General features: G+C 65.4%; 19 protein-coding genes and 1 tRNA gene. 13 read left to right on the plus strand and 7 right to left on the minus strand.

Features of this window, described 5'->3' with window-relative positions; genetic code table 11:
- Positions 1–270: 270 nt before the first annotated feature.
- A complete protein-coding gene (gene rpoH / locus AC0L3U_RS36110) occupies positions 271–1,170 on the minus strand; it encodes an RNA polymerase sigma factor RpoH (protein ID WP_007596598.1) in 900 nt (299 codons plus the stop codon).
- A 217-nt stretch (positions 1,171–1,387) separates the two neighbouring features.
- Positions 1,388–2,395, minus strand: a complete 1,008-nt coding sequence (locus AC0L3U_RS36115) for an RluA family pseudouridine synthase (protein ID WP_473364828.1) — start codon at positions 2,393–2,395, stop codon at positions 1,388–1,390.
- On the opposite strand from AC0L3U_RS36115, the gene AC0L3U_RS36120 reads away from it, so the two are divergent.
- The 3 genes from AC0L3U_RS36120 (at position 2,394) to AC0L3U_RS36130 (ending at position 3,654) form a co-directional block, all read left to right on the plus strand.
- Positions 2,394–2,738 carry a hypothetical protein gene (locus AC0L3U_RS36120; RefSeq protein WP_473364829.1) on the plus strand — a complete coding sequence of 115 codons (345 nt, stop codon included), beginning with the start codon at positions 2,394–2,396 and terminating at the stop codon, positions 2,736–2,738. The two genes, AC0L3U_RS36115 and AC0L3U_RS36120, sit on opposite strands and share 2 nt — an antisense overlap.
- Before the next feature lie 248 nt (positions 2,739–2,986).
- A tRNA-Glu gene (locus AC0L3U_RS36125) sits at positions 2,987–3,061 on the plus strand.
- A 59-nt stretch (positions 3,062–3,120) separates the two neighbouring features.
- Positions 3,121–3,654 (plus strand): 2'-5' RNA ligase family protein, encoded by a 534-nt coding sequence (locus AC0L3U_RS36130; protein WP_473364830.1) that lies wholly within the window; start codon positions 3,121–3,123, stop codon positions 3,652–3,654.
- A 62-nt stretch (positions 3,655–3,716) separates the two neighbouring features.
- Here the strand turns inward: AC0L3U_RS36130 and AC0L3U_RS36135 are convergent, their stop codons facing one another.
- On the minus strand, positions 3,717–4,670 hold the full coding sequence (locus tag AC0L3U_RS36135) for an alpha/beta hydrolase (RefSeq protein WP_456767845.1): 954 nt from the start codon (positions 4,668–4,670) through the stop codon (positions 3,717–3,719).
- A 1,003-nt stretch (positions 4,671–5,673) separates the two neighbouring features.
- On the opposite strand from AC0L3U_RS36135, the gene AC0L3U_RS36140 reads away from it, so the two are divergent.
- Both AC0L3U_RS36140 and AC0L3U_RS36145 read left to right on the plus strand, forming a co-directional pair.
- Positions 5,674–7,164 (plus strand): amidohydrolase family protein, encoded by a 1,491-nt coding sequence (locus AC0L3U_RS36140; RefSeq protein WP_473364831.1) that lies wholly within the window; start codon positions 5,674–5,676, stop codon positions 7,162–7,164.
- 5 nt (positions 7,165–7,169) lie between these two features.
- A complete protein-coding gene (locus AC0L3U_RS36145) occupies positions 7,170–8,141 on the plus strand; it encodes a CobW family GTP-binding protein (RefSeq protein ID WP_473364832.1) in 972 nt (323 codons plus the stop codon).
- A 61-nt stretch (positions 8,142–8,202) separates the two neighbouring features.
- Here AC0L3U_RS36145 and AC0L3U_RS36150 read toward each other — a convergent pair whose 3' ends face one another.
- Positions 8,203–8,676: a hypothetical protein gene (locus AC0L3U_RS36150; RefSeq protein WP_473364833.1), complete on the minus strand. Its 474-nt coding sequence runs from the start codon at positions 8,674–8,676 to the stop codon at positions 8,203–8,205.
- A 12-nt stretch (positions 8,677–8,688) separates the two neighbouring features.
- Positions 8,689–9,189 (minus strand): hypothetical protein, encoded by a 501-nt coding sequence (locus AC0L3U_RS36155; protein WP_473364834.1) that lies wholly within the window; start codon positions 9,187–9,189, stop codon positions 8,689–8,691.
- Between the two features lie 288 nt (positions 9,190–9,477).
- Here AC0L3U_RS36155 and AC0L3U_RS36160 point away from each other — a divergent pair, with 288 nt between their 5' ends.
- The 4 genes from AC0L3U_RS36160 (at position 9,478) to AC0L3U_RS36175 (ending at position 17,279) form a co-directional block, all read left to right on the plus strand.
- Positions 9,478–11,160 (plus strand): methyl-accepting chemotaxis protein, encoded by a 1,683-nt coding sequence (locus tag AC0L3U_RS36160; RefSeq protein WP_473364835.1) that lies wholly within the window; start codon positions 9,478–9,480, stop codon positions 11,158–11,160.
- Positions 11,161–11,172: 12 nt separating this feature from the next.
- Positions 11,173–11,856 carry an aspartate/glutamate racemase family protein gene (locus tag AC0L3U_RS36165; RefSeq protein ID WP_473364836.1) on the plus strand — a complete coding sequence of 228 codons (684 nt, stop codon included), beginning with the start codon at positions 11,173–11,175 and terminating at the stop codon, positions 11,854–11,856.
- Between the two features lie 127 nt (positions 11,857–11,983).
- Positions 11,984–15,289 (plus strand): acetyl-CoA carboxylase family protein, encoded by a 3,306-nt coding sequence (locus tag AC0L3U_RS36170; RefSeq protein WP_473364837.1) that lies wholly within the window; start codon positions 11,984–11,986, stop codon positions 15,287–15,289.
- A 109-nt stretch (positions 15,290–15,398) separates the two neighbouring features.
- Positions 15,399–17,279 (plus strand): sigma-54-dependent Fis family transcriptional regulator, encoded by a 1,881-nt coding sequence (locus AC0L3U_RS36175; protein WP_473364838.1) that lies wholly within the window; start codon positions 15,399–15,401, stop codon positions 17,277–17,279.
- Positions 17,280–17,473: 194 nt separating this feature from the next.
- On the opposite strand, the gene AC0L3U_RS36180 is transcribed toward AC0L3U_RS36175, so the two are convergent.
- Both AC0L3U_RS36180 and AC0L3U_RS36185 read right to left on the minus strand, forming a co-directional pair.
- Positions 17,474–18,028, minus strand: coding sequence for a flavin reductase family protein (locus AC0L3U_RS36180; RefSeq protein WP_473364839.1), 555 nt, complete (start codon positions 18,026–18,028; stop codon positions 17,474–17,476).
- Positions 18,029–18,083: 55 nt separating this feature from the next.
- Positions 18,084–19,181: an LLM class flavin-dependent oxidoreductase gene (locus tag AC0L3U_RS36185; protein WP_007596571.1), complete on the minus strand. Its 1,098-nt coding sequence runs from the start codon at positions 19,179–19,181 to the stop codon at positions 18,084–18,086.
- Between the two features lie 239 nt (positions 19,182–19,420).
- Here AC0L3U_RS36185 and AC0L3U_RS36190 point away from each other — a divergent pair, with 239 nt between their 5' ends.
- The 4 genes from AC0L3U_RS36190 (at position 19,421) to AC0L3U_RS36205 (ending at position 24,219) form a co-directional block, all read left to right on the plus strand.
- Positions 19,421–20,335, plus strand: a complete 915-nt coding sequence (locus tag AC0L3U_RS36190) for a 2-dehydro-3-deoxygalactonokinase (RefSeq protein ID WP_473364840.1) — start codon at positions 19,421–19,423, stop codon at positions 20,333–20,335.
- A 13-nt stretch (positions 20,336–20,348) separates the two neighbouring features.
- Positions 20,349–20,981 carry a 2-dehydro-3-deoxy-6-phosphogalactonate aldolase gene (locus AC0L3U_RS36195; protein ID WP_473364841.1) on the plus strand — a complete coding sequence of 211 codons (633 nt, stop codon included), beginning with the start codon at positions 20,349–20,351 and terminating at the stop codon, positions 20,979–20,981.
- Positions 20,982–21,061: 80 nt separating this feature from the next.
- Positions 21,062–22,798 carry a ubiquinone-dependent pyruvate dehydrogenase gene (gene poxB, locus AC0L3U_RS36200; RefSeq protein WP_473364842.1) on the plus strand — a complete coding sequence of 579 codons (1,737 nt, stop codon included), beginning with the start codon at positions 21,062–21,064 and terminating at the stop codon, positions 22,796–22,798.
- 191 nt (positions 22,799–22,989) lie between these two features.
- Positions 22,990–24,219 carry a tyrosinase family protein gene (locus AC0L3U_RS36205; RefSeq protein ID WP_473364843.1) on the plus strand — a complete coding sequence of 410 codons (1,230 nt, stop codon included), beginning with the start codon at positions 22,990–22,992 and terminating at the stop codon, positions 24,217–24,219.
- Position 24,220 lies beyond the last annotated feature (1 nt).

Consider the following 24,220-nt stretch of genomic DNA (forward strand, 5'->3'; position numbering starts at 1 on the left):
CATCAATCGACTTGACCAATGGCCAACCTGTCAGTGATGTGTCCGAACAAGCGTCAGCTATGTCTCCGGTCTAAACATTCAACCGGGCGATCCAGTATTCCAGAGACCTGCATTGGAGACCTCGCTCTTACAACAAGCGCCGCGGCGTACTGGATGCCCCGCCTGCGCGGGGCATGACAGCGAGAGTTGCGGACAACAAAAAAGCCGGCGTTGCGGCCGGCTTTCTGTCTCTTGTCGATCCGCCAATCTCTGGCGCTAAAAACCTCGCGCTTAGAGCGCGGCTTCCAGCGCGGCCTGTTCGGCCTTTGCGATCGTGCCCTTGACCGCGGACTGCACCTTCTCGAAGGCGCGGACCTCGATCTGGCGGACGCGCTCGCGCGACACACCGAACTCGGCGGCAAGGTCTTCCAGCGTCATCGGCTCATCGGCGAGCCGGCGCGCCTCGAAGATGCGGCGTTCGCGCGGGTTGAGCACGCCCATGGCGCCGTTCAGGGCGTCACGGCGGTGATCATACTCCTCGTGCTCGGCCAGCATGGCTTCCTGGTTGGGCGAATTGTCGACCAGCCAGTCCTGCCATTCGCCGGCTTCGCCGTCGTCGCGGATCGGTGCGTTGAGCGACGCGTCGCCACCGAGGCGGCGGTTCATGTCGACCACGTCCTGAGCCGTGACGCCGAGACGCTTGGCAATGATGGCCACCTGGTCGGGGCGGAGATCGCCTTCGTCCAGCGCGGAAATCTTGCTCTTCGCCTTGCGCAGGTTGAAGAACAGCTTCTTCTGGTTCGCGGTGGTGCCCATTTTCACGAGCGACCACGAACGCAGGATGTACTCTTGAATCGACGCCTTGATCCACCACATCGCGTAGGTGGCGAGACGGAAGCCCTTCTCGGGCTCGAACCGCTTCACCGCCTGCATCAGGCCGACATTGCCTTCCGAGACGACCTCGGAGATCGGCAGGCCGTAGCCGCGATAGCCCATGGCGATCTTGGCCACGAGACGGAGATGGCTGGTGACGAGTTGGTGCGCGGCGTCACGATCATCGTGCTCGCGCCAACGCTTGGCGAGCATGTATTCCTGCTGGGGTTCCAGCATCGGAAACTTGCGGATCTCGCCGAGGTAACGGGAAAGGCCGGATTCGCCATTAAGGACCGGCAGGGTAGCTGTACGGGCCATAGTGCGCCCTCCAAACAGGTTCAGGCCCCCGATAGCGGCGGGCCAGGCAGACGACCGCTTGGTTAAAGCCGATCGGTGCTGCGATGTTCCGCGTTGGTCTTCAACGCAAGCGCAATATACTCCATCGGGAGGCAAAAAGGGAAGGATTGCTGACGTCACGTCCCCGTGTGGCAGCTATAACTTTTTGTAATGTAAAGCATTTCTGAAGCGGCCTGCGTCATAGCGCCGCTTTCAGGGCCCCCTGGAGGAGAAGCAAATCCTCCGGCAGAGGCGCCTCCCAGTGGAGTAATTCTCCAGTCCTCGGGTGCTCCAATACCAGCAGGTAAGCGTGCAGGGCCTGCCGCCCCAGCGCGGCCAGGACGGCCTGCGACTCAGGCGCCAGCTGGTTCGCCTTGGTCTTGAAATGCGGGCCGTAGACGGCGTCGCCCATCAGGGGGTGGCCGATATGGGCGAGGTGGACGCGGATCTGGTGGGTGCGCCCGGTCTCGAGCTCGCAGGCGAGCAGCGCGGCGATCGGCTTGCCGTCGCGTCCGGCAAAACTCTCGAGAAGCTCCCAATGCGTCACGGCCTCGCGGCCGCCCTGGCGCACCGCCATCTTCTCGCGCGCATGCGGGTGGCGGTCGATCGGCGCGTCCACGGTGCCGCGATGGCGGCCCGGCAGCCCCCAGGCGAAGGCCATGTAGCCGCGCCGCATCGGCCCGGTGCGGCCGTGATCGGCGAATTGCGCGGTGAGCGAGGCATGCGCGAGGTCGTTCTTGGCGACCACCATCAACCCCGTGGTGTCCTTGTCCAGCCGGTGCACGATGCCGGGCCGGCGGACGCCACCGATCCCCGACAGCGATGAGCCGCAATGGGCGATCAGCGCATTCACCAACGTGCCGGTCTCGTGGCCCGCCGCGGGATGCACCACCAGCCCCTTCGGCTTGTTGAGGACGACGATGTCGTCGTCCTCGAACACGATATCGAGGGCGATATCCTCGCCTTTCGGCTCCGGCGGGGCCGCTTCCGGCACGTCGATTGTGATCGTATCGCCGGAGGCGACGTGATAAGCGGGGTCCCGGATCGCGGCGTCCCTGAGGCTCACCGCGCCCGCCAGAATCAGGGCTTTCAGCCTCGATCGCGACAGCTCGGCAAGGTGCGTCGCCAGCACGCGGTCGAGCCGGGTCGAGCCCTCGGAGCCTTCGACAACAACCTCCAACCTTTGCGCAGAGCCAGAATTTTCCATGACGACGTCTGATACCGTTGTTCCCGAACCGAGCCCCGAGCAGGCCGCGCTGTTCGCGCGGGTGCGGCGGATGATGCTGATCGCGGGGTTGACCACGGCGCTGGCAATCTGCGCTGTGCTGATCGGGGTGGGCTACCGCCTTTTCAAGTCGGAGGGAAGGGCGCCCGAGCCTGTCGGCGACGTCACCGCCACCCTGCCGAAGGGCGCCAAAATCGTCTCGACCGGCGTCGCCGGCGACCGGCTCGTGATCACGCTCGATGTCGGCGGCGTCACCGAGATCCGCACCTTCGATGCCCACACCTTGAAGCCGGCCGGAAAGCTGAAATTCGCCAATGAGCCGTAAGGCGGGGCCGGGGCGCGGAACTCGCCTCATCCGTCGTCCTGGCGAAAGCCAGGACCCATAACCACCGAACCCGGTTGCGTGCACGAGATCGTCGTTCCGATCTGCCTTAACCATCCCCATTCGGGGTAATGGGTCCTAGTCCCCGTGCGCAATTGCGCACCAGGCCAGGACGTCCCCAAGCAGACGTCCGAAACCCCTCGATCCCCGCTTGCCGCCGGCAAAATTCGAGGCTATGTCCTCTCCCTCACGCTCCCTTCGTCTAGCGGTTAGGACGCGGCCCTCTCAAGGCTGAAACAGGGGTTCGATTCCCCTAGGGAGCGCCAACTTTAGAGTCGATCGGCCCCCGTTTGGCGATTGACTGTTCCGCCCACAGGGTGAGTCTGTGGCACTTGCCATCAACATCCGGGCCGACCATGCCTCCGCTGGCGAGATAGAACGTCTGTGGGATCAGGTTGCCGCGTTCGAGGTCGAGCCATCGATGCGTGCGCTGGGCTATCGGCCACATTTCACATTTGCCATCTACGATCCGCCTGCCATCGACGAGAAGACCGCATGGGGCGCCATGCAGGCGGCCGTCGTCGATGAACCGCAATTGCGCATCGAGTTCAAACGTATTCGCTGGTTCGAAGGCTCGCCACTCGTTCTCTGGGTGGAGCCGACCTGCAATGAGGCGCTAAGCCGCATCCACAGCTCTATCAGCGCCGCAATCGACCCGGCACATTGTCGTCCTCATTACCGACCGGGAATGTGGACGCCGCATTGCACGCTCGGCACGCGTATCGCCGATGAATGTCGCGGTGACGCCCTTGCATTCGTACGCTCATTCGAGCGACGAATTGAAGTGCTGTTCGATGTGGTGGATTGCGTCGCCTTTCCGCCGGTGCGGATCATCTCCGAGCGAAAATTGCCATCGTAGTCGGTTGTCGCTTCGGCGTCATTGATCGCGACGCATCAAACTCATGCCGCGCGGCCACTCCCTTACGCGATCGTGCCGTCGATTGAGCGGCGGATCACCCGCTGCACTTCTGCATTCGACAGAAACAGATCGTGGTTGATGATGCCCCAACCTTCCTGCGAGGCATCGACCACGCGCACACCGAGCTGCGCGATGACGGCCTTTTCGGCGGCGCCGACCCGGGTCATGCCACCTGCGATCTGTCCCGACAGCGCCAGGGCGCGATCGTTCGTGGAGGCGATCACGGTGATTTTGCCCGCAAGCGGACCGATGCGGTGGATCGCTGACGAGAACACGTCCATGTCGATATCGGGCGCGGCAAACACCACGGCGCCGATCTTGCTCGTCACTGTGTCGCCGTATCGCGCATAGAGCTGACGCAGGCTTTCGAGCGACAGCATGGTTCCCATGCTGTGCGCAACGATGTTCACGCGGCCGGTGCCTGGCGCCGACACGAGTGCGGAGAGCACGCGCTCGAACTCGTCGCGGGACCACATCGCACTGTCGCGGTCATAGGCATAGTCGAACAGTCCTGCCTTGGAGGGCCAGGAGAACACCATGGTCCGGCCGCGGAACTTGATCCCATCGGAGAGATGGGCGCCATCCAGCACCGCCGTCTCGAACGTCTGCTTGAAGCCGTGCACATAGATCAGCACGTCGCCTCCGCCGGCCTGCGCGACGAGATCGCCGGCGTCCGCCGATACCGGTTCGACCCGGTCAAGGCGCCAATCGCCAAATCCAACCGAGGCGAGAGAAAGACGGCTTTCGTCCGGCGCCCCCAGCTTCGCACGCGCGATTGTCATGGTCGTCGCGCGCTCCGGCCCGAACCAGGGCTTCGTACGGCCGCCGTTCACCGGCTTGCGCGTGGTGGTGACGAGCAATGTGGGGTCGAGGGATAGCGATGACGCGTCGTAACGCGCCCCGGTCGCACCCAAGCCGGCGCATCCGCCGAGCGCGAGGGCGGTCCCTGCCGACATAAATCCACCGAGGAGAGCGCGGCGCGAAATAGAATGACGAGAGTCGCGTTGCAGGAGACGTCGAGCGATCACACGAAACCTTTGGGAACTTTGCCCACTGTAGCGCCCCATCCAACTTCCTGAATGACAATGGGGGCGAGAAGACGGCGGAGCTGCGTCGCGGTCCAGTGCATGGTCGTGGAGTCCGTCGTCTCCGACGGTCGGGCGAAACAGACGCAAACGCAAGTCAATCCCTCTCACCAAAAATATTCCACTTTACCGAAATTCGGATTTGTCGCATGTCTCGCCCATCCCAGCCCACAAAAGGGGCGGTCGTACGTCGTCACGAACGCGGGTTGGGAGTTGCGGTGGACGCGGGCGGCGTTAAAGGCGGGCTCGTGCGTGCAGGGCGAGATGAACCTCGTGAGCGTGGCACGACCCGCATCGACGGACGGCGCCCATGCCTGCGAAGTCTTTGGTGGAGCGGGACCATGTCCTGCGAAGCCTTGGGCGAAGCAGGATGCCTGCGTACGGCGAAACCGTGTGGTCCTGGCCGTCGTTGCTACGGTCAAGCCTTTGCGAAGGCGTCAGCGCGTCAACCGGCGCGGTGCCGTGCATTTCGCGGAGGTGACGGAGGCAAAAAGGAACTCGTCTCCGGGGAGAGCACGGCATAGGCCGTCAAACCACCGCGCAGGGAAGGCCTGGTCTCGGCTGCCCTGTGTCTCCCCTGTGCATTGCGTGTGCAATCAGTTCGCATGGGGGTTTTTATGGGTGCCAGCCGGCGCCCGGTCTTCCCTGCGCCCTTTCTTCAAGGGCGTTAAGCGAGAAGCATAGCTCGGGCAAACCTGCCGCGAGACTGCGGGCGCGTGTCCGCGACTCGCATGTGAATTGACCTCCCTTTCGAGCCTCCCTTCGAACCTGCCTTGCGAGCCTTCTTTGCGAGCATGATGCGTCGGCATCGGTGGAGGTGGTCGTCCCTCCGGGAATCTGCCTTGATGCGAATTCAGCGTGAGGGAGCGACGACATGAGCGGTTTGGTGATCTCTGGCGGCCGGGTGGTGGATCCCGCCAGCGGAATGGACGCGGTTGGCGACGTGGCGGTCGTGGACGGCAAGGTCGCCGCGGTCGGCGCCTCGCTCGGCGGCGCCGAGCGGGTGATCGACGCGACTGGGCTCGTGGTCGCGCCCGGCTTTATCGACCTTCATGCGCATGGCCAGTCGCTCCCCGCCGATCGCATGCAGGCTTTCGACGGCGTCACGACGACGCTCGATCTCGAAGCCGGCGTGCTGCCGGTCGGGTCCTGGTATGAGCGCCAGGCGCGGAAGGGACGCGTGCTGAACTACGGCGCCGCCACCAACTGGGCTTTCGCGCGTATTGGCGCGATGACCGGCTCCAATGCGGAGAGCTCGCTGGAGGCGTTCGGCAACGCCATGCGCGATCGCCGCTGGATGGACAACGTCGCGAGCGATGCGGAGGTCGCGGGCATTCTGGAGCGTCTTTCGCGCGGCCTGAACGAGGGCGGTATCGGCATCGGCATCTTGAACGCCTATGCGCCGGGTGCCGGCGTGCAGGAGCTGACCGCGGTCTGCCAGCTCGCGGCCGCGCAGGACGTGCCGACCTTCACGCACGTCGCCTACATGTCGCGCGTGGACCCCGAGAGCGCGGCGGAGGCCTATATCCGCCTGATCGGCTATGCCGGCGCCACCGGCGCGCACATGCACATCTGCCATTTCAACTCGTCGAGCAAGACCGACGTCGAGCGCTGCCGCGTGCTGATCGCGAAAGCGCAGGCGCAGGGCCTGCCCATCACGGTCGAGGCCTATCCCTATGGCACCGGCTCGACCGTGCTGGCGGCGGCGTTCTTCAGCGACCCCGAATTCGTCGAGCGCAACGGCACCGGTTACGATTCCGTGCAGCGGGTGACCGACGGCCATCGCTTCAGCGATCGCGAGGAGCTCTTGAAGGCGCAGGCCGACGAGCCGTCGTCGCTGGTGCTGTGGCACATCCTCGACACCGAGAACAACGCGCATCATCGCGACCTGCTCGACATGTCGGTGCTCTATCCCGGCGGCGCCATCGCCTCCGACGCGATGCCGTGGACGACGTCGGACGGCAAGACCTACACCGGCGATGCCTGGCCGCTGCCGGATGACGCCACCTCGCACCCCCGCTCGGCCGGCTGCTTCACAAAGTTCATCCGCGAATGGGTGCGCGAGCGCAAGACCGTGTCGCTGCTCGAAGGCGTGCGCAAATGCGCGCTGATTCCGGCGGAGATCCTGTCGCAGAGCACGCCCGCGATGCGCGCCAAGGGCCGGCTCGCGAAGGACGCCGATGCCGACATCGTCGTGTTCGACTACGAGAAGCTCTCGGACCGCGCGACCTTCACGGCGATGAACCGCCCCTCCGAAGGCGTGCGGCATCTGATCGTCAGCGGCGAGATGCTGATCAGCGACGGCGTGCTGGACCTCGCGGCGAGGCCCGGCCGTCCCGTGCGCCGCCCTGTCGTCGGGGGCTGAGAGACATGCCGGTCCCCATTCTCCTGGTGACGGGCTTTCTGGGGGCCGGCAAGACCACTGTCGTGAACCATCTGCTGGCGCATGCGGAGGGACGGCGGATCGCCGCTGTGGTCAACGATTTCGGTGCGATCAACATCGATGCCGAGCTGATCGCGGGCGCGAGCGATGGCGTGGTCAGCCTCGCCAATGGCTGCATCTGCTGCACGCTCGAAGGCGACCTGCTGCGCACGCTTTCGACGCTGCTGCGACGTGATCCGAAGCCGGAATACATCGTCATCGAGACCAGCGGCGTCGCCGATCCCGCCGAGATCGTCCGCAACCTGATGGATCCCGTGATCCTGCGTGAGGCGCCGCTGGAGACGGTGCTCTGCGTGATGGACGCGGCGACACCGCCGGCCGCTCTCGACGATGCGCTGCATCGTTCACAGCTGCGCGTCGCCGACATCGTGGCGCTGAGCAAGCTGGATCTGGCAGACGAGGGCGCGGGCTCCCGCATGCGCGAGGCCATCCGCGCGCAACGCGTTCCTGCCGTGGTGGTCGATGCGCCGCACGGCGAGATTCCGTCCGCGCTGCTGTTTCCCGCGAGCGTCGATCGGGCCCCCGCGCGACGCGAGCCCGGACCGCGACGGCCGGCAGAGCAACGCTTCGAAACGCTGAGCTGGACCTCGGACCGGCCGATCTCGCTGCCCCGCCTGCAGCAGGCGATCGGCCGGCTTGCGCCAAAACTCGCGCGGGCAAAAGGCCTGTTCGAGACCGTCGAGCAACCCGGGCGCCAGATGGTGTTTCAATTCGCCGCGGGCCGCGCCACGCTGGCACCTGCAGATGCCACGCTCGCCCCCGGCGAAGCCGCGCTCGCCGCTGGCGATGCGCCGACGCCGGGCGTGCCGTGTGCGCGGATCGTCTTCATCGCCGAGCTAGGGGTGCTCTCGAAGGCGGAGCTCGATGCGATCATGGAGACGTGCGTCGCCGATCGGTGAAGCCATCACCTCAAGCGAATTGCGCGCGGCGAGCACGGTGATCTAGCACGGCAGCTGGCTGTCAGCAGAACGCGAGCGCGTTGACGGCCCTCGTTGTCGCAGTCCCGTTCTCGTTGCCGACGAACTGGCAGACGGCGGCTCCGAGCTCACCCGGCTGGTTGCCGCGCGCCACCGCCAGCAGTCGCATCAATTCTGGCTCGTCCTGCGACAGGCGCCGGCACGACGGCGGCATGAAGCACAATGGGCATGGCCGGCCGCTGCGCAGGAGTCTGACCAGCGCGGCAACGCGTGCGACCAGCAGCGGGCTGTCGGCGATGCCAGGCGCCTCGTCGGCAAAGCGATAGGCCGCCTCCCAGCAATCGGACGCGCCGGTCGCATAGGCGGCGGCGATGAACCGGAACAGCGAGAGCGTGACGCGGCCAAAATCATCGTAGCTCTCGATGTCAGGCCGCGTCGCGAGCGCGACCCGAAGCGGACAGAGCCGCGCCTGGCCGGCTTCCGTGACAGGCACAAAGCCGCAATTATCCTGCATCATGCGCGATCCCGGTCAGTGCAACGTCGGGCTTCCGACCAGCCAGCTCTTCATCGCCATGGTCCGGTCATGGTCGAAAGACGGAACGTGTCGCTCGGGCAGGATGAGACCCGCCATGCGGAAGATCGTTGCAAGCCCGCGCACGGGTGCGAGAGCCCAATCGGCGCCGACCGGCGGCAGCCAGCATTCGAACTGTTCGCGCGCGATATCGTCGCGCTCTTTCTGCGCGGCGGCGATTGCCCGCAACATGCCGTGCTCGCTGTCGGACATGCGCGGGCAGGTCGGGCAGTGCACCGCGATGGCTGTATGCGCCGTGCAGGCAAAGATCTCGATGATGGATTCGAGCGAAGGCACGGCGTCGCCCACGCGAAAATGGTCGTACACTTGCTGGATGTCGGCCGCGGTCGGAACGGCGCTTCCGCTGCGTGCCTTGGCCCGAAATCCCCAGATGAAGAGCCGCTCCGCTGCGCTCAGCGCCGGAAGATCGAGAGACCCTGTCGATGTCGATTGATGCATTCTAGCCTCTGACCTCCGGCTGCGCCCGCGCCCCGGCTGGCGCTGATGATCTGCGCCGATCGTTCCGTCAGAGCCCCCTGCAAGTCAACGCTCGGAGGGGCGATGTCGAGGCCTTCTAGTTTTGAAGAGTTCGCATCTCGGATGCAGCGAGCCTGCGGGGCCGTCCGCGGCGTGCCGGTAGGATTCTACGGAGTTTGCGGGTTTTTGCGGGAACCCGAATGCTTAAAGCTTTGCTAAGGGACGCGGGATAAACTGGCATATCGGCCCTTCCAAATCTTGCGAGCACCGATGTTTTTCTCCCGCATCAGTTTCAAGCTGGTCCTGATTGTCGGCATCAGCCTTCTTGGCATGATCGCGCTGGCGCCGATCGCGCTTTCGACGCTGCGCGCGCAGATGATCGCGGACCGTGAGGCCAAGACGCAGCACATGGTCGACGTCGGCTACGGCATCCTGGCGCACTACCAGAAGCTCGAGAGCGATGGAAAACTCCCACGCGAGCAGGCGCAGGCCGCCGCCATCGCAGAGATCAAGAGCCTGCGTTACGACAAGGTCGAGTATTTCTGGCTCAACGACATGACCCCCAAAATGGTCATGCATCCGATCAAGCCCGAGCTCGACGGCAAGGATCTCTCCGGGATGAAGGATCCGTCCGGCAACGCGCTGTTCGTCGGCTTCGTTGACGTCGTCAAGAAGCAGGGGGCGGGCTTCTACAGCTATCTCTGGCCGAAGCCCGGCTTCGACCAGCCGGTCGGGAAAATCTCCTATGTGAAGGGTTTTGCGCCCTGGGGCTGGATCATCGGCACCGGGATCTATCTCGACGACGTCGACGCCGTCTTCCGCCAGAATGCGATGACCTTTGCCCTGGTGTGTATGGTCGTGTTCGTGCTCGTGCTCGGCGCCTCCTTTGTGATCGGCCGCAGCGTGACCCGGCCGCTGGCGAAGATCACCGCGCTCACTGAGCGCCTCGCGTCCGGCGACAGCGCGTTCGACGTGCCCCATACCGATCGTCGCGACGAGATCGGCGGACTGGCCAAGGCGCTCGCCGTGTTCAAGGACAATGCGTCGGCGGTCGGCCGGATGCACGCCGAACAGCAGGAGACGAAGCAGAAGGCCGACGAGGAGAAGCGCAAGACGATGACCGATCTCGCCGGCAAGTTCGAGGCGAACGTTCAGGCCGTCGTCCGCGACGTCTTCAACGAGGCGCGCGCGATGCAGCAGGCCGCGCAGGGCATGTCCGAGACCGCCAACAAGGCGACCGACCGCGCGAGCTTCGTCGCCACCGCCTGTCAGCAGGCTTCAAGCAACGTGCAGACGGTGGCCTCCGCCGCCGCGCAGCTGTCGTCCTCGATCACCGAGATCAGCCAGCGCGTCGCGCAGGCTGCGACCGTGGCCGACAAGGCCGCTGCCGACGGTCAGCGCACCAACGACACGGTGCAGGGGCTGGCGGCGGCCGCGCACAAGATCGGCGAGGTCATCGACCTCATCAACCAGATCGCCTCGCAGACCAATCTGCTGGCGCTCAACGCCACTATCGAGGCGGCGCGCGCCGGCGAGGCCGGCAAGGGGTTTGCCGTGGTGGCAAGCGAAGTGAAGTCGCTGGCGAGCCAGACCGCGAAGGCGACCGACGAGATCGGCGCGCAGATCACCGCGATCCAGGCCGAGACCAACCAGGTCGTCGGCAACATCGAGAGCATCCGCAGCACCATCATGGAGGTCAACGAGATCTCCTCGTCGATCGCCGCAGCGGTCGAGGAGCAGGGCGCCGCGACCGCGGCGATCGCCCACAGCGTAAGGGAGGCCGCCTCCGGCACCGACCAGGTTTCGCAGAACATCTCGGGTGTGACGGACGCGACGGCGGAGACCGGCCAGGCCGCCGGCCTCGTGCTGCAATCGAGTGGCCGGCTGTCGCAGAAGCTGCAATCGCTGGAAGACGAGGTCAGCGCTTTCGTTGCGGGGGTGCGGGCGGCCTAGTATAGCAGGGTGATGGGCCAAACTTCCGATCGGCGCGCGCGCATTCTCCTGATCAATCCGAACAGTTCCGTGGCGACCACCGCGATGATGGTCGCCATCGCGAGGTCGGCCGCCGGCGACGGCTTCGACGTCGACGGCGCGACCGCAACGCGCGCGCCGCAAATGATCGTGACGCCGGACGCTCTGGATGCAGCTTCCACCGAAGTTCTGGAGATCGCGCAGTCACACCGGCATGCATGCGACGGTATCATCGTCGCCGCGTTCGGCGATCCCGGATTGGTCGGGATCAGGGCCACGATAGAACTGCCCGCGGTCGGCATCGGTGAGTCCTCGATGCTGGCAGCCGCCGAGAACGGTCGTCGCTTCGGCGTGGCGACCACGACGCCGCTGTTGGCAGCGAAGATCGACGCCTTGCCCGCCGTGCTGGGGCTGCGATCGCGTTACACCGGTGTCCGCTTCGCGGAGGGCGATCCGCAGGAGCTGATGCGCGATCCGGCGCGGCTGCGCACAGCGCTCGCCGGCGCGGTCGAGGCCTGCATCGCGCAGGATGGCGCGGAGGCGGTCATCATCGGTGGCGGGCCGCTGGGCGAAGCCGCGCGCGAGCTTCAGCCGATGTTCACCGTGCCGATCATCGCGCCGATCCCGTCTGCCGTGGCGCGGATTATTCGCCTCATCACGGCGCGCGCGACCGACTGAAATTCCGGCCCGCGGGACCGGTCATCGCGACCGGCGTTCTTGCCCTTGACGGCCTCGGTTAAAGTGACGAAGCAGAGCCATCGGACCTGCCGACCCGCGCTTGGGCACGCGGGCATGGAGACGCTGCATGTCGTTCAAAAAGCTCCTGATCGCCAATCGCGGTGAGATCGCCATCCGCGTCGCGCGCGCTGCAGCCGATTCCGGCCTCGCGACGGTCGCGATCCATCCCGCGGACGATGCGCTGTCGCTGCATGTGCGCCTTGCCGATGAGGCCGTTGAAATCCCCGGCCGCGGCGCACGGGCCTATCTCGACATCGAGGCCGTGGTGAAGGCGGCAATGGCGTCCGGCTGCGACGCCGTGCATCCCGGCTACGGCTTTCTCAGCGAAAACGCGGCGTTCGCGAAAGCCTGCGCTGATGCAGGTATCACCTTCGTCGGGCCCAAGGCCGCGGCGCTCGAGCTATTCGGCGACAAGGTTGCGGCTCGGCAACTGGCAAAGCGCTGCGGCGTGCCGATCATCGCCGGCACCAGCGGGCCGTCCTCGCTGGAGGACATCACGGCGTTCTTCACCTCGCTCGGCAGCAACGCGGCGATCGTGATCAAGGCGATGGCCGGCGGCGGCGGCCGTGGCATGCGCGTGGTCGAGCGCGCTGCCGATCTCGCGGAGGCCTACGTGCGCTGCCAGTCCGAGGCCAAGGCCGCGTTCGGCTTCGACGGCGTCTATGCCGAGCGGTTGATCCGGCAGGCGCGCCATATCGAGGTGCAGATCATCGGCGATCGCCAGGGCGCAATCTCCCACCTCTGGGAACGCGAATGCACCATTCAGCGCCGGCACCAGAAGCTGATCGAGGTGGCGCCGAGCCCGTCGCTAAGCGAGCCCTTGCGCGGCCGCATCATCGAGGCGGCGAAGCAGCTTGCGACGGCCGCGTCGTACGACAATCTCGGCACTTTCGAGTTCCTGGTCGACGGCTCTGCCGACGACAGTTTTGCCTTCATCGAAGCCAACCCGCGGCTTCAGGTCGAGCACACCGTGACCGAAGAGGTGCTGGGCCTCGATCTGGTCCGCGCCCAGCTCGCGGTCGCCGCCGGTGCCTCGCTTGCCTCGCTTGGCCTGGCGCAAGGCTCGATCCCGAAGCCGCGCGGCTATGCCATGCAGTTGCGTGTCAACATGGAGACGCTGGACGAGCTGGGGGCGACGCACCCGACCGGTGGCGTGCTTGCCGTGTTCGAGCCGCCGTCAGGTCCCGGCGTCCGCGTCGATAGTTTTGGGTATGCCGGCTACAAGACCAGCGCCGCCTTCGACTCGCTGTTGGCAAAGGTCATCGTGCATACGTCCGGTGAAGCCTGGCACGAGGTCGTTGCCAAGGCTTCGCGTGCCTTGCGCGAGTTTCGGATCGACGGCGTCATCACCAACATCGCCTTCCTCCAGGCCGTGCTGGCGCATCCCGATTTCAGGGCAAACCGCATCGCGACAGACTTCATCGATCGCAACATAGGCAAGCTCGTCGAAGCCGCGGATGGCGCGGCCAAACCACTCTATTTTGCGGCGACGGAGCGAAGCGGCGGTCCCGGCACAGAGGCGCATACGGCACAGACCGTGCCCGAAGGCACGGTGATGGTCGCAGCACCCTTGCAGGGGACCATTGTCACCATTCAGGTGAAGGAAGGCGAGGTCGTGCGCCCGGGCCAGCAGCTCGCCGTGATCGAATCCATGAAGATGGAACATCTGGTCATGGCCGAGCAGGGCGGTCGCGTCACGAAGCTACTCGCCGGCGACGGTGTCACGCTGATGCACGGCGAGCCGATCATGTATCTGCAGCCGCTCGACGTTGCGGCGGACGCGTCGGCCACGGAAACCGATATCGATCTCGACCACATTCGTCCCGATCTCGCCGAACTGATCGCGCGCCAGGCCAACACGCTCGACGAAAATCGCCCTGCCTCGGTCGAGCGCCGCCGCAACACCAATCAGCGCACCGCGCGCGAGAATGTCGCGCAGCTCGTCGACGACGGCTCGTTCATGGAGTACGGCAGCCTTGCGATCGCGGCGCAGCGGCGGCGGCGCAAGCTCGACGATCTCGTCAAGAACACGCCGGCCGACGGCCTAGTCATGGGCGTCGCGACCGTCAACGCCGAGAAGTTCGGCCCCGAGGGCGGTCGCTGCATCGTCGTGGCCTACGACTACACCGTGCTGGCGGGCACGCAGGGCCACATGAACCACAAGAAGATCGACCGCATGCTGACGCTCGCGGAGGACTGGCGCGTGCCGCTGGTGTTTTATGCCGAGGGCGGCGGCGGCCGGCCTGGCGATACCGACCGGCTCGGCATGACCGGGCTCGACGGTCCGTCCTTCGTGCAGTTCGCGAGACTCTCGGGCCTCGTGCCGGTCATCGGCGTGGTCTCCGGTTACTGCTTCGCCGGCAATGCCGCGATGCTCGGCTGCTGCGATGTCATCATCGCCACCAAAAACGCCTCGATCGGCATGGGCGGCCCCGCCATGATCGAGGGCGGCGGGCTCGGCGTCTATCACCCGGCCGAGGTCGGGCCTGTTACGTTCCAGTCGCCGAACGGCGTCATCGACATCCTTGTCGAGGACGAGGAGGAGGCAACATCCGTTGCGCAAAAATATCTGTCTTATTTCCAGGGTGCGGTGACGGACTGGCAGGCCGCCGACCAGCGCCTGCTGCGCCGCGCGATCCCCGAGAACCGCCTGCGGGTCTACGACATCCGCAGCGTGATCGACCTCGTCGCCGACAAGGAGTCCGTGCTGGAGCTGCGCCGCGATTACGGCGTCGGCATGATCACCGCGTTGATCCGCATCGAGGGTAGGCCGTTCGGCCTGATCGCCAACAATCCGCGCCATCTCGGCGGTGCGATCGACGCCGATGCCGGCGACAAGGCCGCGCGCTTCCTCCAGCTCTGCGACGCCTTCGATCTGCCCATCGTCTCGCTCTGCGACACGCCCGGCTTCATGGTCGGCCCGGAAGCCGAGAAGACGGCGATCGTGCGCCACGTCTCGCGCATGTTCGTGACGGGCGCGAGCCTGACCGTGCCGCTGTTCGGCATCGTGCTGCGCAAGGGCTATGGGCTCGGGGCGCAGTCGATGATCGGCGGCGGCTTCCACGCCTCGTTCTTCACCGCGGCCTGGCCGACCGGCGAGTTCGGAGGCATGGGCCTGGAGGGTTACGTCCGCCTCGGCTTCCGCAAGGAAATGGAGGCGATCGCCGACCCCGCCGAGCGCGAGACTTATTATCGCAACAAGGTCGCCGAGCTCTATGCCAACGGCAAGGCCGTCTCGATCGCCTCCGTGTTCGAGATCGACAACGTCATCGACCCCGCCGAGACGCGGCGTTGGATCATGGCGGGCCTGCGCTCGGTGCCGAAGCCGCCGGCGCGGACCGGGAAGAAGCGGCCGTGTATCGACACGTGGTGAGCGCGGTGCAGCAATTCTGATTGCGCTTCGCCACATTCCTGGTTCCCGATTGACATCCCCGCCTGCGGTGCCAGACTTTGCACAATAATACAGGGTGGAGACGTCCGCGATGGCCAGCCTTTCGGCCTCGAACCATGTCGCCCGTGTCTTGTCCGTCGCCAATCAGGTTACAAACCGCTTGGCCGACGTCGATGCCTCTTCGCGTATTGCCAATTCCTGGCGGCGCTGCCTGGTCAGCCACAAGCTCGATCCCGCCCGTCAGGGGCCGCCGCAGACGCTCACCGAAGCCGAGATCCGTCACGTCGCCGAACCCATGGAGGAGACGATCCGGCTCGTAACACCGGAGCTCGACGGGCTCGCCCGTGTGCTGCGCGATGCCGGCTACTGCGTCAATCTGGCAGACGTGAACGCAACCATGCTGTTCAGCCGCCTGCCCGGCGAGGCCGACGCAAGACTGTTCATGGACTGGAAGATCTACACCGGTTCGAATTTTTCCGAGGCCTTCGAAGGCACCAATGGGCTCGGCACCGCGCTCGCCGAGCAGAAGCCAATCCTGGTGCATCGCGACGAGCATTTTCGCGCGCAGTGGCACATGTTTTCCTGCGCCGTGACGCCGCTGTTCGACCAGGCCGGACGGCTCGCAGGCGCCGTGAACATCACTTCCTGCCGCGAAGACCTCGAACGCACGGCGCATCAGCTCGCGCTCGCGGTGACGATGGAGGCGACGCGGCGCATGGAGGGTGCGATCTTCCGCGGTCATTTCCGCAACGCATGGATCGCGACCGTGCCGGGCGATGGCGGCAGCGGCCTGCTCGCCTATGACGACGATCGCCGCATCGTGGGCGCCTGCCGTTCGGCGCGCGCGCTGCTGGGTCTCACCGACGCTTTGATCGCATCCGGCATCGATCTGTCGCGCTACGTCAAGTTCGACCATCCCGCCGCGCGCGACGCAGAGGATCTCGTCGAGCTGCGCCGGGCCGATGGCACTCCGTTGGGGCATGGCCATGTCGCGCCGCCGCTGCGGGCGAGGGCCTCGAGCCGTCCGCTCGCGTCGCGCCGCGATGCACAGGTCGGTCGCTTCGATGCGCTGCAGCGGCTCGCCGGCAGCGATCCCGGCCTGATCAAGAGCGTGAAGCGACTTAAGAGCATCGGCGATCACAATCTGCCGGTGCTGCTGCATGGCGAGACCGGCGTCGGCAAGGATGTGTTCGCCCGTGCCATTCACGCAGCCGGCAATCGCGCACGCCACAACTATGTCGCGCTGAACTGCGCGGCGATGCCGGAAAGCCTGATCGATGCCGAGCTGTTCGGTTACGAGGCCGGTGCCTTCACCGGCGCACGCCGCGACGGCTCGAAGGGCCTGATCGTGCAGGCCGACGGTGGCACGCTGTTCCTCGACGAGATCGGCGACATGCCGATCGCGCTGCAGACGCGGCTGTTGCGCGTGCTGGAGAACCGCGAAGTGTGGCCGCTCGGCGCGCTGAAGCCTGTGCCGGTCGACATTCGCCTGATCAGCGCCACCCATCGCGATCTTGGCCGCATGGCCGAGGAGGGCGCCTTCCGCACCGACCTCTATTTCCGTCTGCGCGGCATGGAGGTGCGGCTGCCGGCCTTGCGCGAGCGCGCCGACCGCGACGACGTCATCCGCCAGATCGCGCGCGAGGAAGCGCCGAACTGCTCCCTCTCGGACGAGGCCTGGGCGCAACTGGCGGCCTATCCCTATCCCGGCAACATGCGCCAGCTCCGGCATGTGCTGCGGCTCGCCGGCTGCACGGCGGAGGACGGCGTCATCACCGATGCCGACCTCGATCTGCCGCCGTTTGGTGGAAGGGCGGCGGAAGCGGATCTGGCTGCGGCGGAGCGCGCCACGATCGTGGACGCGCTGCGCAAGCACGGCGGCCGGGTGACTCAAGCGGCGCGCGCACTGAGACTCAGCCGGGCCACGCTGTATCGTAAGATCAAGCAGTTGAAGATCGAGACGACGCAGTAGGCGCTCGCTTTCTTACCCTCTCCCCTTGTGGGAGAGGGTGGCTCGCCGCGTAGCGGCGAGACGGGTGAGGGGTTCTCTCCGCGAGCACTTCTCTCTTGCAGTTGAACGTGCGGAGAGAACCCCTCATCCGGCCCTTCGGGCCACCTTCTCCCACAAGGGGAGAAGGGAACGGCAGCGAGCTCGCCGCCGCTGCCTTACGAAAAATCGCTCCAGCTCAGATGCCGCGAGTCGAGATCTCCGACTGTGACGGTGCCGCGGATTTCGTGAGGGACGTGGAAGCTGCTGCGCAGATACACCAGCGGCGCCGCGCCTTCGGAATGCGATGCGCCGCGCACCTCGCCGACGAAGATCGAATGCGTCGTCGTCTCGAATTCCTGCGCCAGCACGCAGTCGAATGCGGCGACCGCATCGCTCAGCACCGGCGCGCCGGTCACCCCGCGCGTCCACTCCCCGAACGCAAAACGGTCGTCGCCATTGACGCCCTTCTGGCCACTGAAGGTGAGCGCCAGAAGAGCGTGGTCCTCATGCAGGAAGTTGATCGCGAACGCGCCTTCCTCGCGGACGCGCGCGTGCGCACTGGCGTTGCGGTTGACGCAGACGATCAGGGATGGCGGTGAGTCCGATAGTGAGCAGGCCGAGGTCACCGTCAACCCCGTGCGCTTGCCGTGCTCGGCGCCGACAGTCACCAGCGCCACGGCGCCGGCGCACTGGCGCATCGCCTGCTTGAAATCCTTTGCGTCCACGCTCACGCGATGATCTCCAGAAAGAACGGGTGCGGCACGATCGCGCCGCACCCGCGTCGGGTCAAGCCGCCTTCTGCGCGGAGCCGAGATGCTTCAGGCGCGGCATCACCTCGTTCCTCAGCAAGGACAGCGAGTGATGCCAGGCTTCTGCCTTGTGCTTGTAGTCGAACCCGAACACCAGCAGCACGCCGAAGCCGCCGACCTCCTCGTAGATCTTCTCGATTTTCTCGGCGACGGTCGCGGGCGAGCCGACGATCCAGTTCCGCTTGGCGCAATATTCGACGGTGACGTCGCTATCGGGCACGTCGGGCGCGTGCTTCAAATAGTCCTTGAAGCCGAAATGACCGAGCAGCGGCAGGAAGTACTCGCCCATCATCCGGCCCATCATGTCGCCGGTCGAGAGCCTCCACGCCTCCTCGTCGGTATCGGCGACGAACACCTCGCGCACCAGCCGCCAATCCGCGCGGTCCGGCTTGCGTCCGGTCTTGGCGGCACCGGCTACGACCGAATCCCAATGACTGCCGACATAGGCCGGGTTGAGGTTGAGGCTCATCGGAATGAAGCCGCGCTCGCCGGCGAGCTTCAGCGTGTCCGAGTTCTTCGACAGCCCGGCGACGCCAATCGGCGGATGCGGCGTCTGCAACGGCTTGATGTGGGGTTTCAGGAAGTCGAACATGGTGTCCGGCTTGGTCACCGTCCAGAATTTGCCCTTGTAGGTCCAAGGCGCGGGATCGCTCCACATCTTCAGAATGATCTCCAGCGCCTCGCGTGTCATGTCGCGGTTCTGTCCGCTCATGCCGTCGACGTTGAACATGGCCCAGTCGCTCGGCAGGCCGCTAGCGGCGACGCCGAAATTGAGCCGCCCCCCGGAGAGATGATCGAGCATCGCGACGCGGTTGGCGAGCTCGGCCGGGTGGTGATAGGGCAGCAGGAAGCCGCCCGGTCCGATGCGGATGTTCTTGGTCTGCATCAGCGCCTGCGCGATCAGCAGGTCCGGCGTGGGATTGGGTTCCCAGGGCGCGGTGTGGTGTTCGCCGACCCAGGCCTCCTGATAGCCGAGCTCGTCGAGCCAGCGCATGACCTGCAGGTCCCAGTCGTTCCCTTCCTTCAGGCCGCACTCCGGCGGGTGCGAAGGCATCGTGAAATAGCCGATCTCCATGGGTTTCCTCTCCACAATTGACGCGTCTTGTTGCGCGGTTCACGGATGTGAGCAGGGTTGCTTGAGCAAGCGGTGTGCCACCGCTCCGCAAGCGGTGTGCCACCGCTACAGCGTCTCAGACCTGCGAGAAAACGCTGGTTTGCGGCGGCAATAGCCGATATCTCCGGGGCGAAATTGCCTGATGTCGTCTCATTGTCGCGAGACGGCGTCTTGCCGGTGAGACGAGGACGAGAATCGAGATGACCGAACCCGCATACGTCGCGGTGGACTGGGGCACCAGCAGCTTCCGGCTCTGGTTGATCGATCGTACCGGCGTGGTGCTGGCCGAACGCCGCAGCGATGAGGGCATGCTGGTGGCCGCGAAGGCCGGCTTTGCGGCCGTGCTGCAATCGCATCTCGCGGCAGTCGAAGCACCAGCTCATCTGCCGGTTCTGGTCTGCGGCATGGCCGGCGCCAAGACGGGCTGGGTCGAAGCCGGATATGTCGATACACCGGCGCCGCTCGCGGCCGTCCTGAAGCAGGCCGCGCGCGTGCCGGGCGAAGCACGCGACATCCGGATCCTGCCCGGTATCGCGCAGCGCGATGCAAAAGCGCCCGACGTGATGCGGGGCGAGGAGACGCAGCTGCTCGGCGCGCTCGGGCTTGATGCCGCAGGTGAAGCGCTGGTCTGCATGCCCGGCACGCATTCGAAATGGGTGCGCCTGAAGGACGATACGGTCGCGCATTTCTCTACCTTTATGACCGGCGAGCTCTTCAGCGTGGTGTCGCGCGAGACGATTTTGTCGCTTGCGGTCGCCGGCGCCGAAGACGCCGAGGATGTCACGAGTTTCCAGGCAGCGGTGAAGTCTGCGTATGAAGCGCCGGCCTTCGCCGCCAATTTTCTGTTCGGCGCGCGGTCGCGTCAGCTTTTGTTCGGGGGCACACCGGCCGCAGCGCGCGAAACGCTGTCGGGCACGTTGATCGGCGTCGAACTGGCGGCGGGGCTCTCCGGCGCGATGCCGAAAGCTGGAATCACGCTGATTGCCTCGGGGCGGCTCGCGATGCTGTACAGGCTGGCTTTCGACGCGCTGTCGGTCACCGTGAAGCCGGTCGATGCCGATGAAGTGGTCCGCGGCGGTCTGTCGATGGCGGCTGCTGCGATCTGGACGAAATGAGAGGACTGTTGAGATGAGCGTTCCCTTTCCAGCGATGAAACGGCCACTGGTCGCGATCCTGCGCGGCATCAAGCCGGAGGAAGCCGAGGCCATCGTCGGCGTGCTGATCGAGGCCGGCATGACCGCGATCGAGATCCCGCTGAACTCGCCCGATCCGTTCCGCTCCATCGCCACCGCCGTCAAGCTCGCGCCGGCCGGCGTGCTGATCGGCGCCGGCACGGTGCTGACCACAGCGGATGTCGATCGGCTCAACGATGTCGGCGGCAAGCTGATGGTGTCGCCGAATGTCGATACACAGGTGCTCACGCGTGCGCACCAATACGCCATGGTCACGCTACCGGGCGTGTTCTCGCCGACCGAGGCGCTGCTTGCCGCGCGCTCCGGCGCGTCGGGCCTGAAATTCTTTCCGGCAAGCGTGCTCGGCGCGTCCGGCATCGCCGCGATCCGTGCCGTGCTGCCGGCCGGCGTGATGATCGCCGCCGTCGGCGGCGTCTCCGACCAGAATTTCGCGGAGTACATCAAGGGTGGCGTGACGGCGTTCGGGCTGGGCTCCAGCCTCTACAAGCCCGGCATGACGGCAACGGACGTTGCAGCTCGCGCAAAATTGACGATCGCGGCCTACGATCGGGCGATTTCGAAAGACTGAAACGGCAATAAACAAGCCGTGATGCCGTCACACCCGGGCTTTATCCTATCTTGCCGCAGAAGCGAGATCAGGAGACCGACATGGCAATCAACAACGTGGCCGACCTGTTCGTGGCAACGCTCGAACAGGCTGGCGTCAAGCGCATCTACGGCATCGTCGGCGACAGCCTGAATGCGCTGACCGAAGCGCTGCGGCGGCGCGGCACGATCGAATGGATCCATGTCCGGCACGAGGAGGTTGCGGCCTTCGCCGCTGCCGGCGAAGCGGAGATGACGGGCAGCCTTGCGGTGTGCGCGGGCTCGTGTGGTCCGGGCAATCTGCATCTGATCAACGGCCTGTTCGACGCCCATCGCAGCCGCGTTCCGGTGCTGGCGATCGCCGCGCAAATCCCGACGGCCGAGATCGGCAGCGGCTATTTCCAGGAGACGCATCCGCAAAACCTGTTCCGCGAGTGCAGCCATTATTGCGAGCTGGTCTCCGATCCGAGTCAGCTTCCTTATGTGCTGGAGAATGCGATCCGCGCGGCGGTCGGCATGCGCGGTATTGCCGTCGTCGCCATGCCCGGCGACGTCGCTTTCCGCAGCCCACCCAAGCGTGCGCTGTCGACGGCGCGCGGCCTTGCGCTGTCGGCGCCGAAAATCGTGCCGCAGGCCGATGAGCTGAAAGCGCTTGCGGACCTCCTCAACGGCGCCGAGCGCATCACCTTGTTCTGCGGCCGCGGCTGCGCCGGCGCGCATGCGCCGTTGATGCAGCTCGCGGAAGCCTTGAAGAGCCCGATCGTGCATGCGCTGGGCGGCAAGGAGCATGTCGAATACGACAATCCCTACGATGTCGGCATGACCGGCTTCATCGGATTCTCCTCTGGCTATGCGGCCATGCACGCCTGCGACGCGCTGGTGATGCTCGGCACTGATTTTCCCTACAAACAATTCTTCCCGACGGATGCGAAGGTCGCCCAGATCGACATCCGCCCGGAAAATCTCGGTCGTCGCTGCAAGATCGATCTCGGCCTCGTCGGCGACGTCAAGCTCACCATCGAGGCGCTGCTGCCGTTGCTCAAGGCCAAGACGCAGCGCAGGCATCTCGACGATTCGATCGCGCACTACAAGAAAGCACGCGAGGGCCTGGACTCGCTCGCCAAGGGCACGCCGGGCAGCAAACCAATCCATCCGCAATACCTGGCAAAGGTCATCAGCGACCATGCGAGCGATGATGCGGTGTTCACCGCCGATGTCGGCACGCCGACTGTGTGGGCCGCGCGCTATCTTGAGATGAACGGCCGCCGCCGGCTGATCGGCTCGTTCGTGCACGGCTCGATGGCCAACGCCATGCCGCAGGCGATCGGCGCGCAGGCCGCGCAGTCCGGCCGCCAGGTGATCTCGCTCTCCGGCGACGGCGGCTTCACCATGCTGATGGGCGATCTGATCACGCTGACGCAGATGAAGCTGCCGGTGAAGGTGGTCATCTTCAACAACGGCGTGCTCGGCTTCGTCGCACTGGAGATGAAGGCGGCCGGCTTCGTCGACACCAATGTCGATCTAGAGAATCCGGACTTCGCAGCGATGGCGCGTGCGATGGGTATCTTCGCGAGGCGCGTCGAGGATCCCGGCGAGCTCCCGGGCGCGGTGAAGGACATCCTGGCCCACGACGGGCCGGCGCTGCTCGATGTGGTCACCGCCAAGCAAGAACTGTCGATGCCGCCGACCATCACGCCCGAACAGATCAAGGGCTTCAGCCTCTGGGTCTTGCGCGCCGTGATGAACGGTCGCGGCGACGAGGTCGTCGATCTCGCCAAGACCAATTTGCTGCCGCGCTAAGGCGCGCATCGTCGGCGTATCCCGGCTCGTCTCCGACCACGACGCGAAGCCCTCCGGCCGGTGCCCCCCGCCGGCCGGAGGGCATTCGGTCGCGGCCGATCAACTTGCTATCTGCACGATGTGATTGTATCGTGATTTGTTACTCGCAGAGAATGTTGTTCGGGCCGCCCAATTTCGGGGAGGGCGCATTTATGAACGTCGAACTGCAGATCAACAACAGTACAGCTCCAGAGGCGCACTTCGTTGCATGGGTACCGTCTCCGTGCCGGATTCGCGTGACTGACCCATCTGGCGCCAACGCGTCAACGGTCAGCGTTAGACTTGCCGCCGTATCGGCGGCAAATGGCGGTAGAGTCGGATTTCGCAGCGGCACGACTGGAGCGTTAGCGAGCAGCCTCACTCTGACCGTCCCGACGAACGGCACAACGGTTCCGTTCTTCGTTGCCGGGAAATTTGGCCAGCCCAGTACCAACTCTGGCGACGTCGAGATCGAGGCACGCGTCGGAAACACGCTCGTCGGATCGTCCCAACTGATGGTGCGCATCCGCAAGAATGCCAACAAACTCACGAACGGCGAGCGCGATCGGTTCACCGCGGCGTTTGCCAAGCTCAATAATCAGGGTCTCGGCCGCTTCGCGGATTTCAATAACATGCACAAGGCGCCCGGTTATCCGCAGGCACATGCCGCGCCCGGTTTCCTGCCATGGCATCGCGCCTATCTGCTCGACCTCGAGCGTGAGCTTCAAGCGATCGATCCGGGTGTGGCGCTCCCCTATTGGCGCTTCGACCAGCCCGCTCCGAACGTTTTTACACGCGACTTCCTGGGCGAGTCCGACGCAAATGGCACCGTTAAATTCCGCAATGGTAATCCGCTGGAATTCTGGGCGACGGACGGCACTCCTGGAATCAATCGTACTCCGGACTTTCCCACATCGCAGGCTCCTCCAAATCCGATGAAGGAAGCGCAAACGCTGGCGCTGGGTAACCAGTTTCGCGCGTTCCGGGGCATGGAGGGAAATCCGCACGGCCTTGCGCACACCAGCTTTGGCGGCTCTATCCAAAATCCCACGACCGCGGCGAAGGACCCGTTGTTTTTCCTGCTTCACTGCAACGTCGATCGGCTGTGGGCAAAGTGGCAACGCCAGAATGGACGTTTCGATCCGGCGACCGCGGCGTCGTTCGACGAGAGACCAACCAGTCGGCCGGGCCACAAGCTGAATGATACCATGTGGCCGTGGAACGGCATCACCAGCCCCGCGGACCCCACCCGTCCCCCGGACGCGCCGGGCGGGACGTTGGCCACATCACCCTGCGTCGCGGCGCCGGGGCTGCAGCCGCATGTCAAGGACTGCATCGATTACCTCGGCGCCATCAATGCGGCATCCAACATGGGATTCGGTTATGATGACGTGCAGATCTAGC

It is taken from the genome of Bradyrhizobium sp. Kon69 (genome assembly GCF_055807515.1).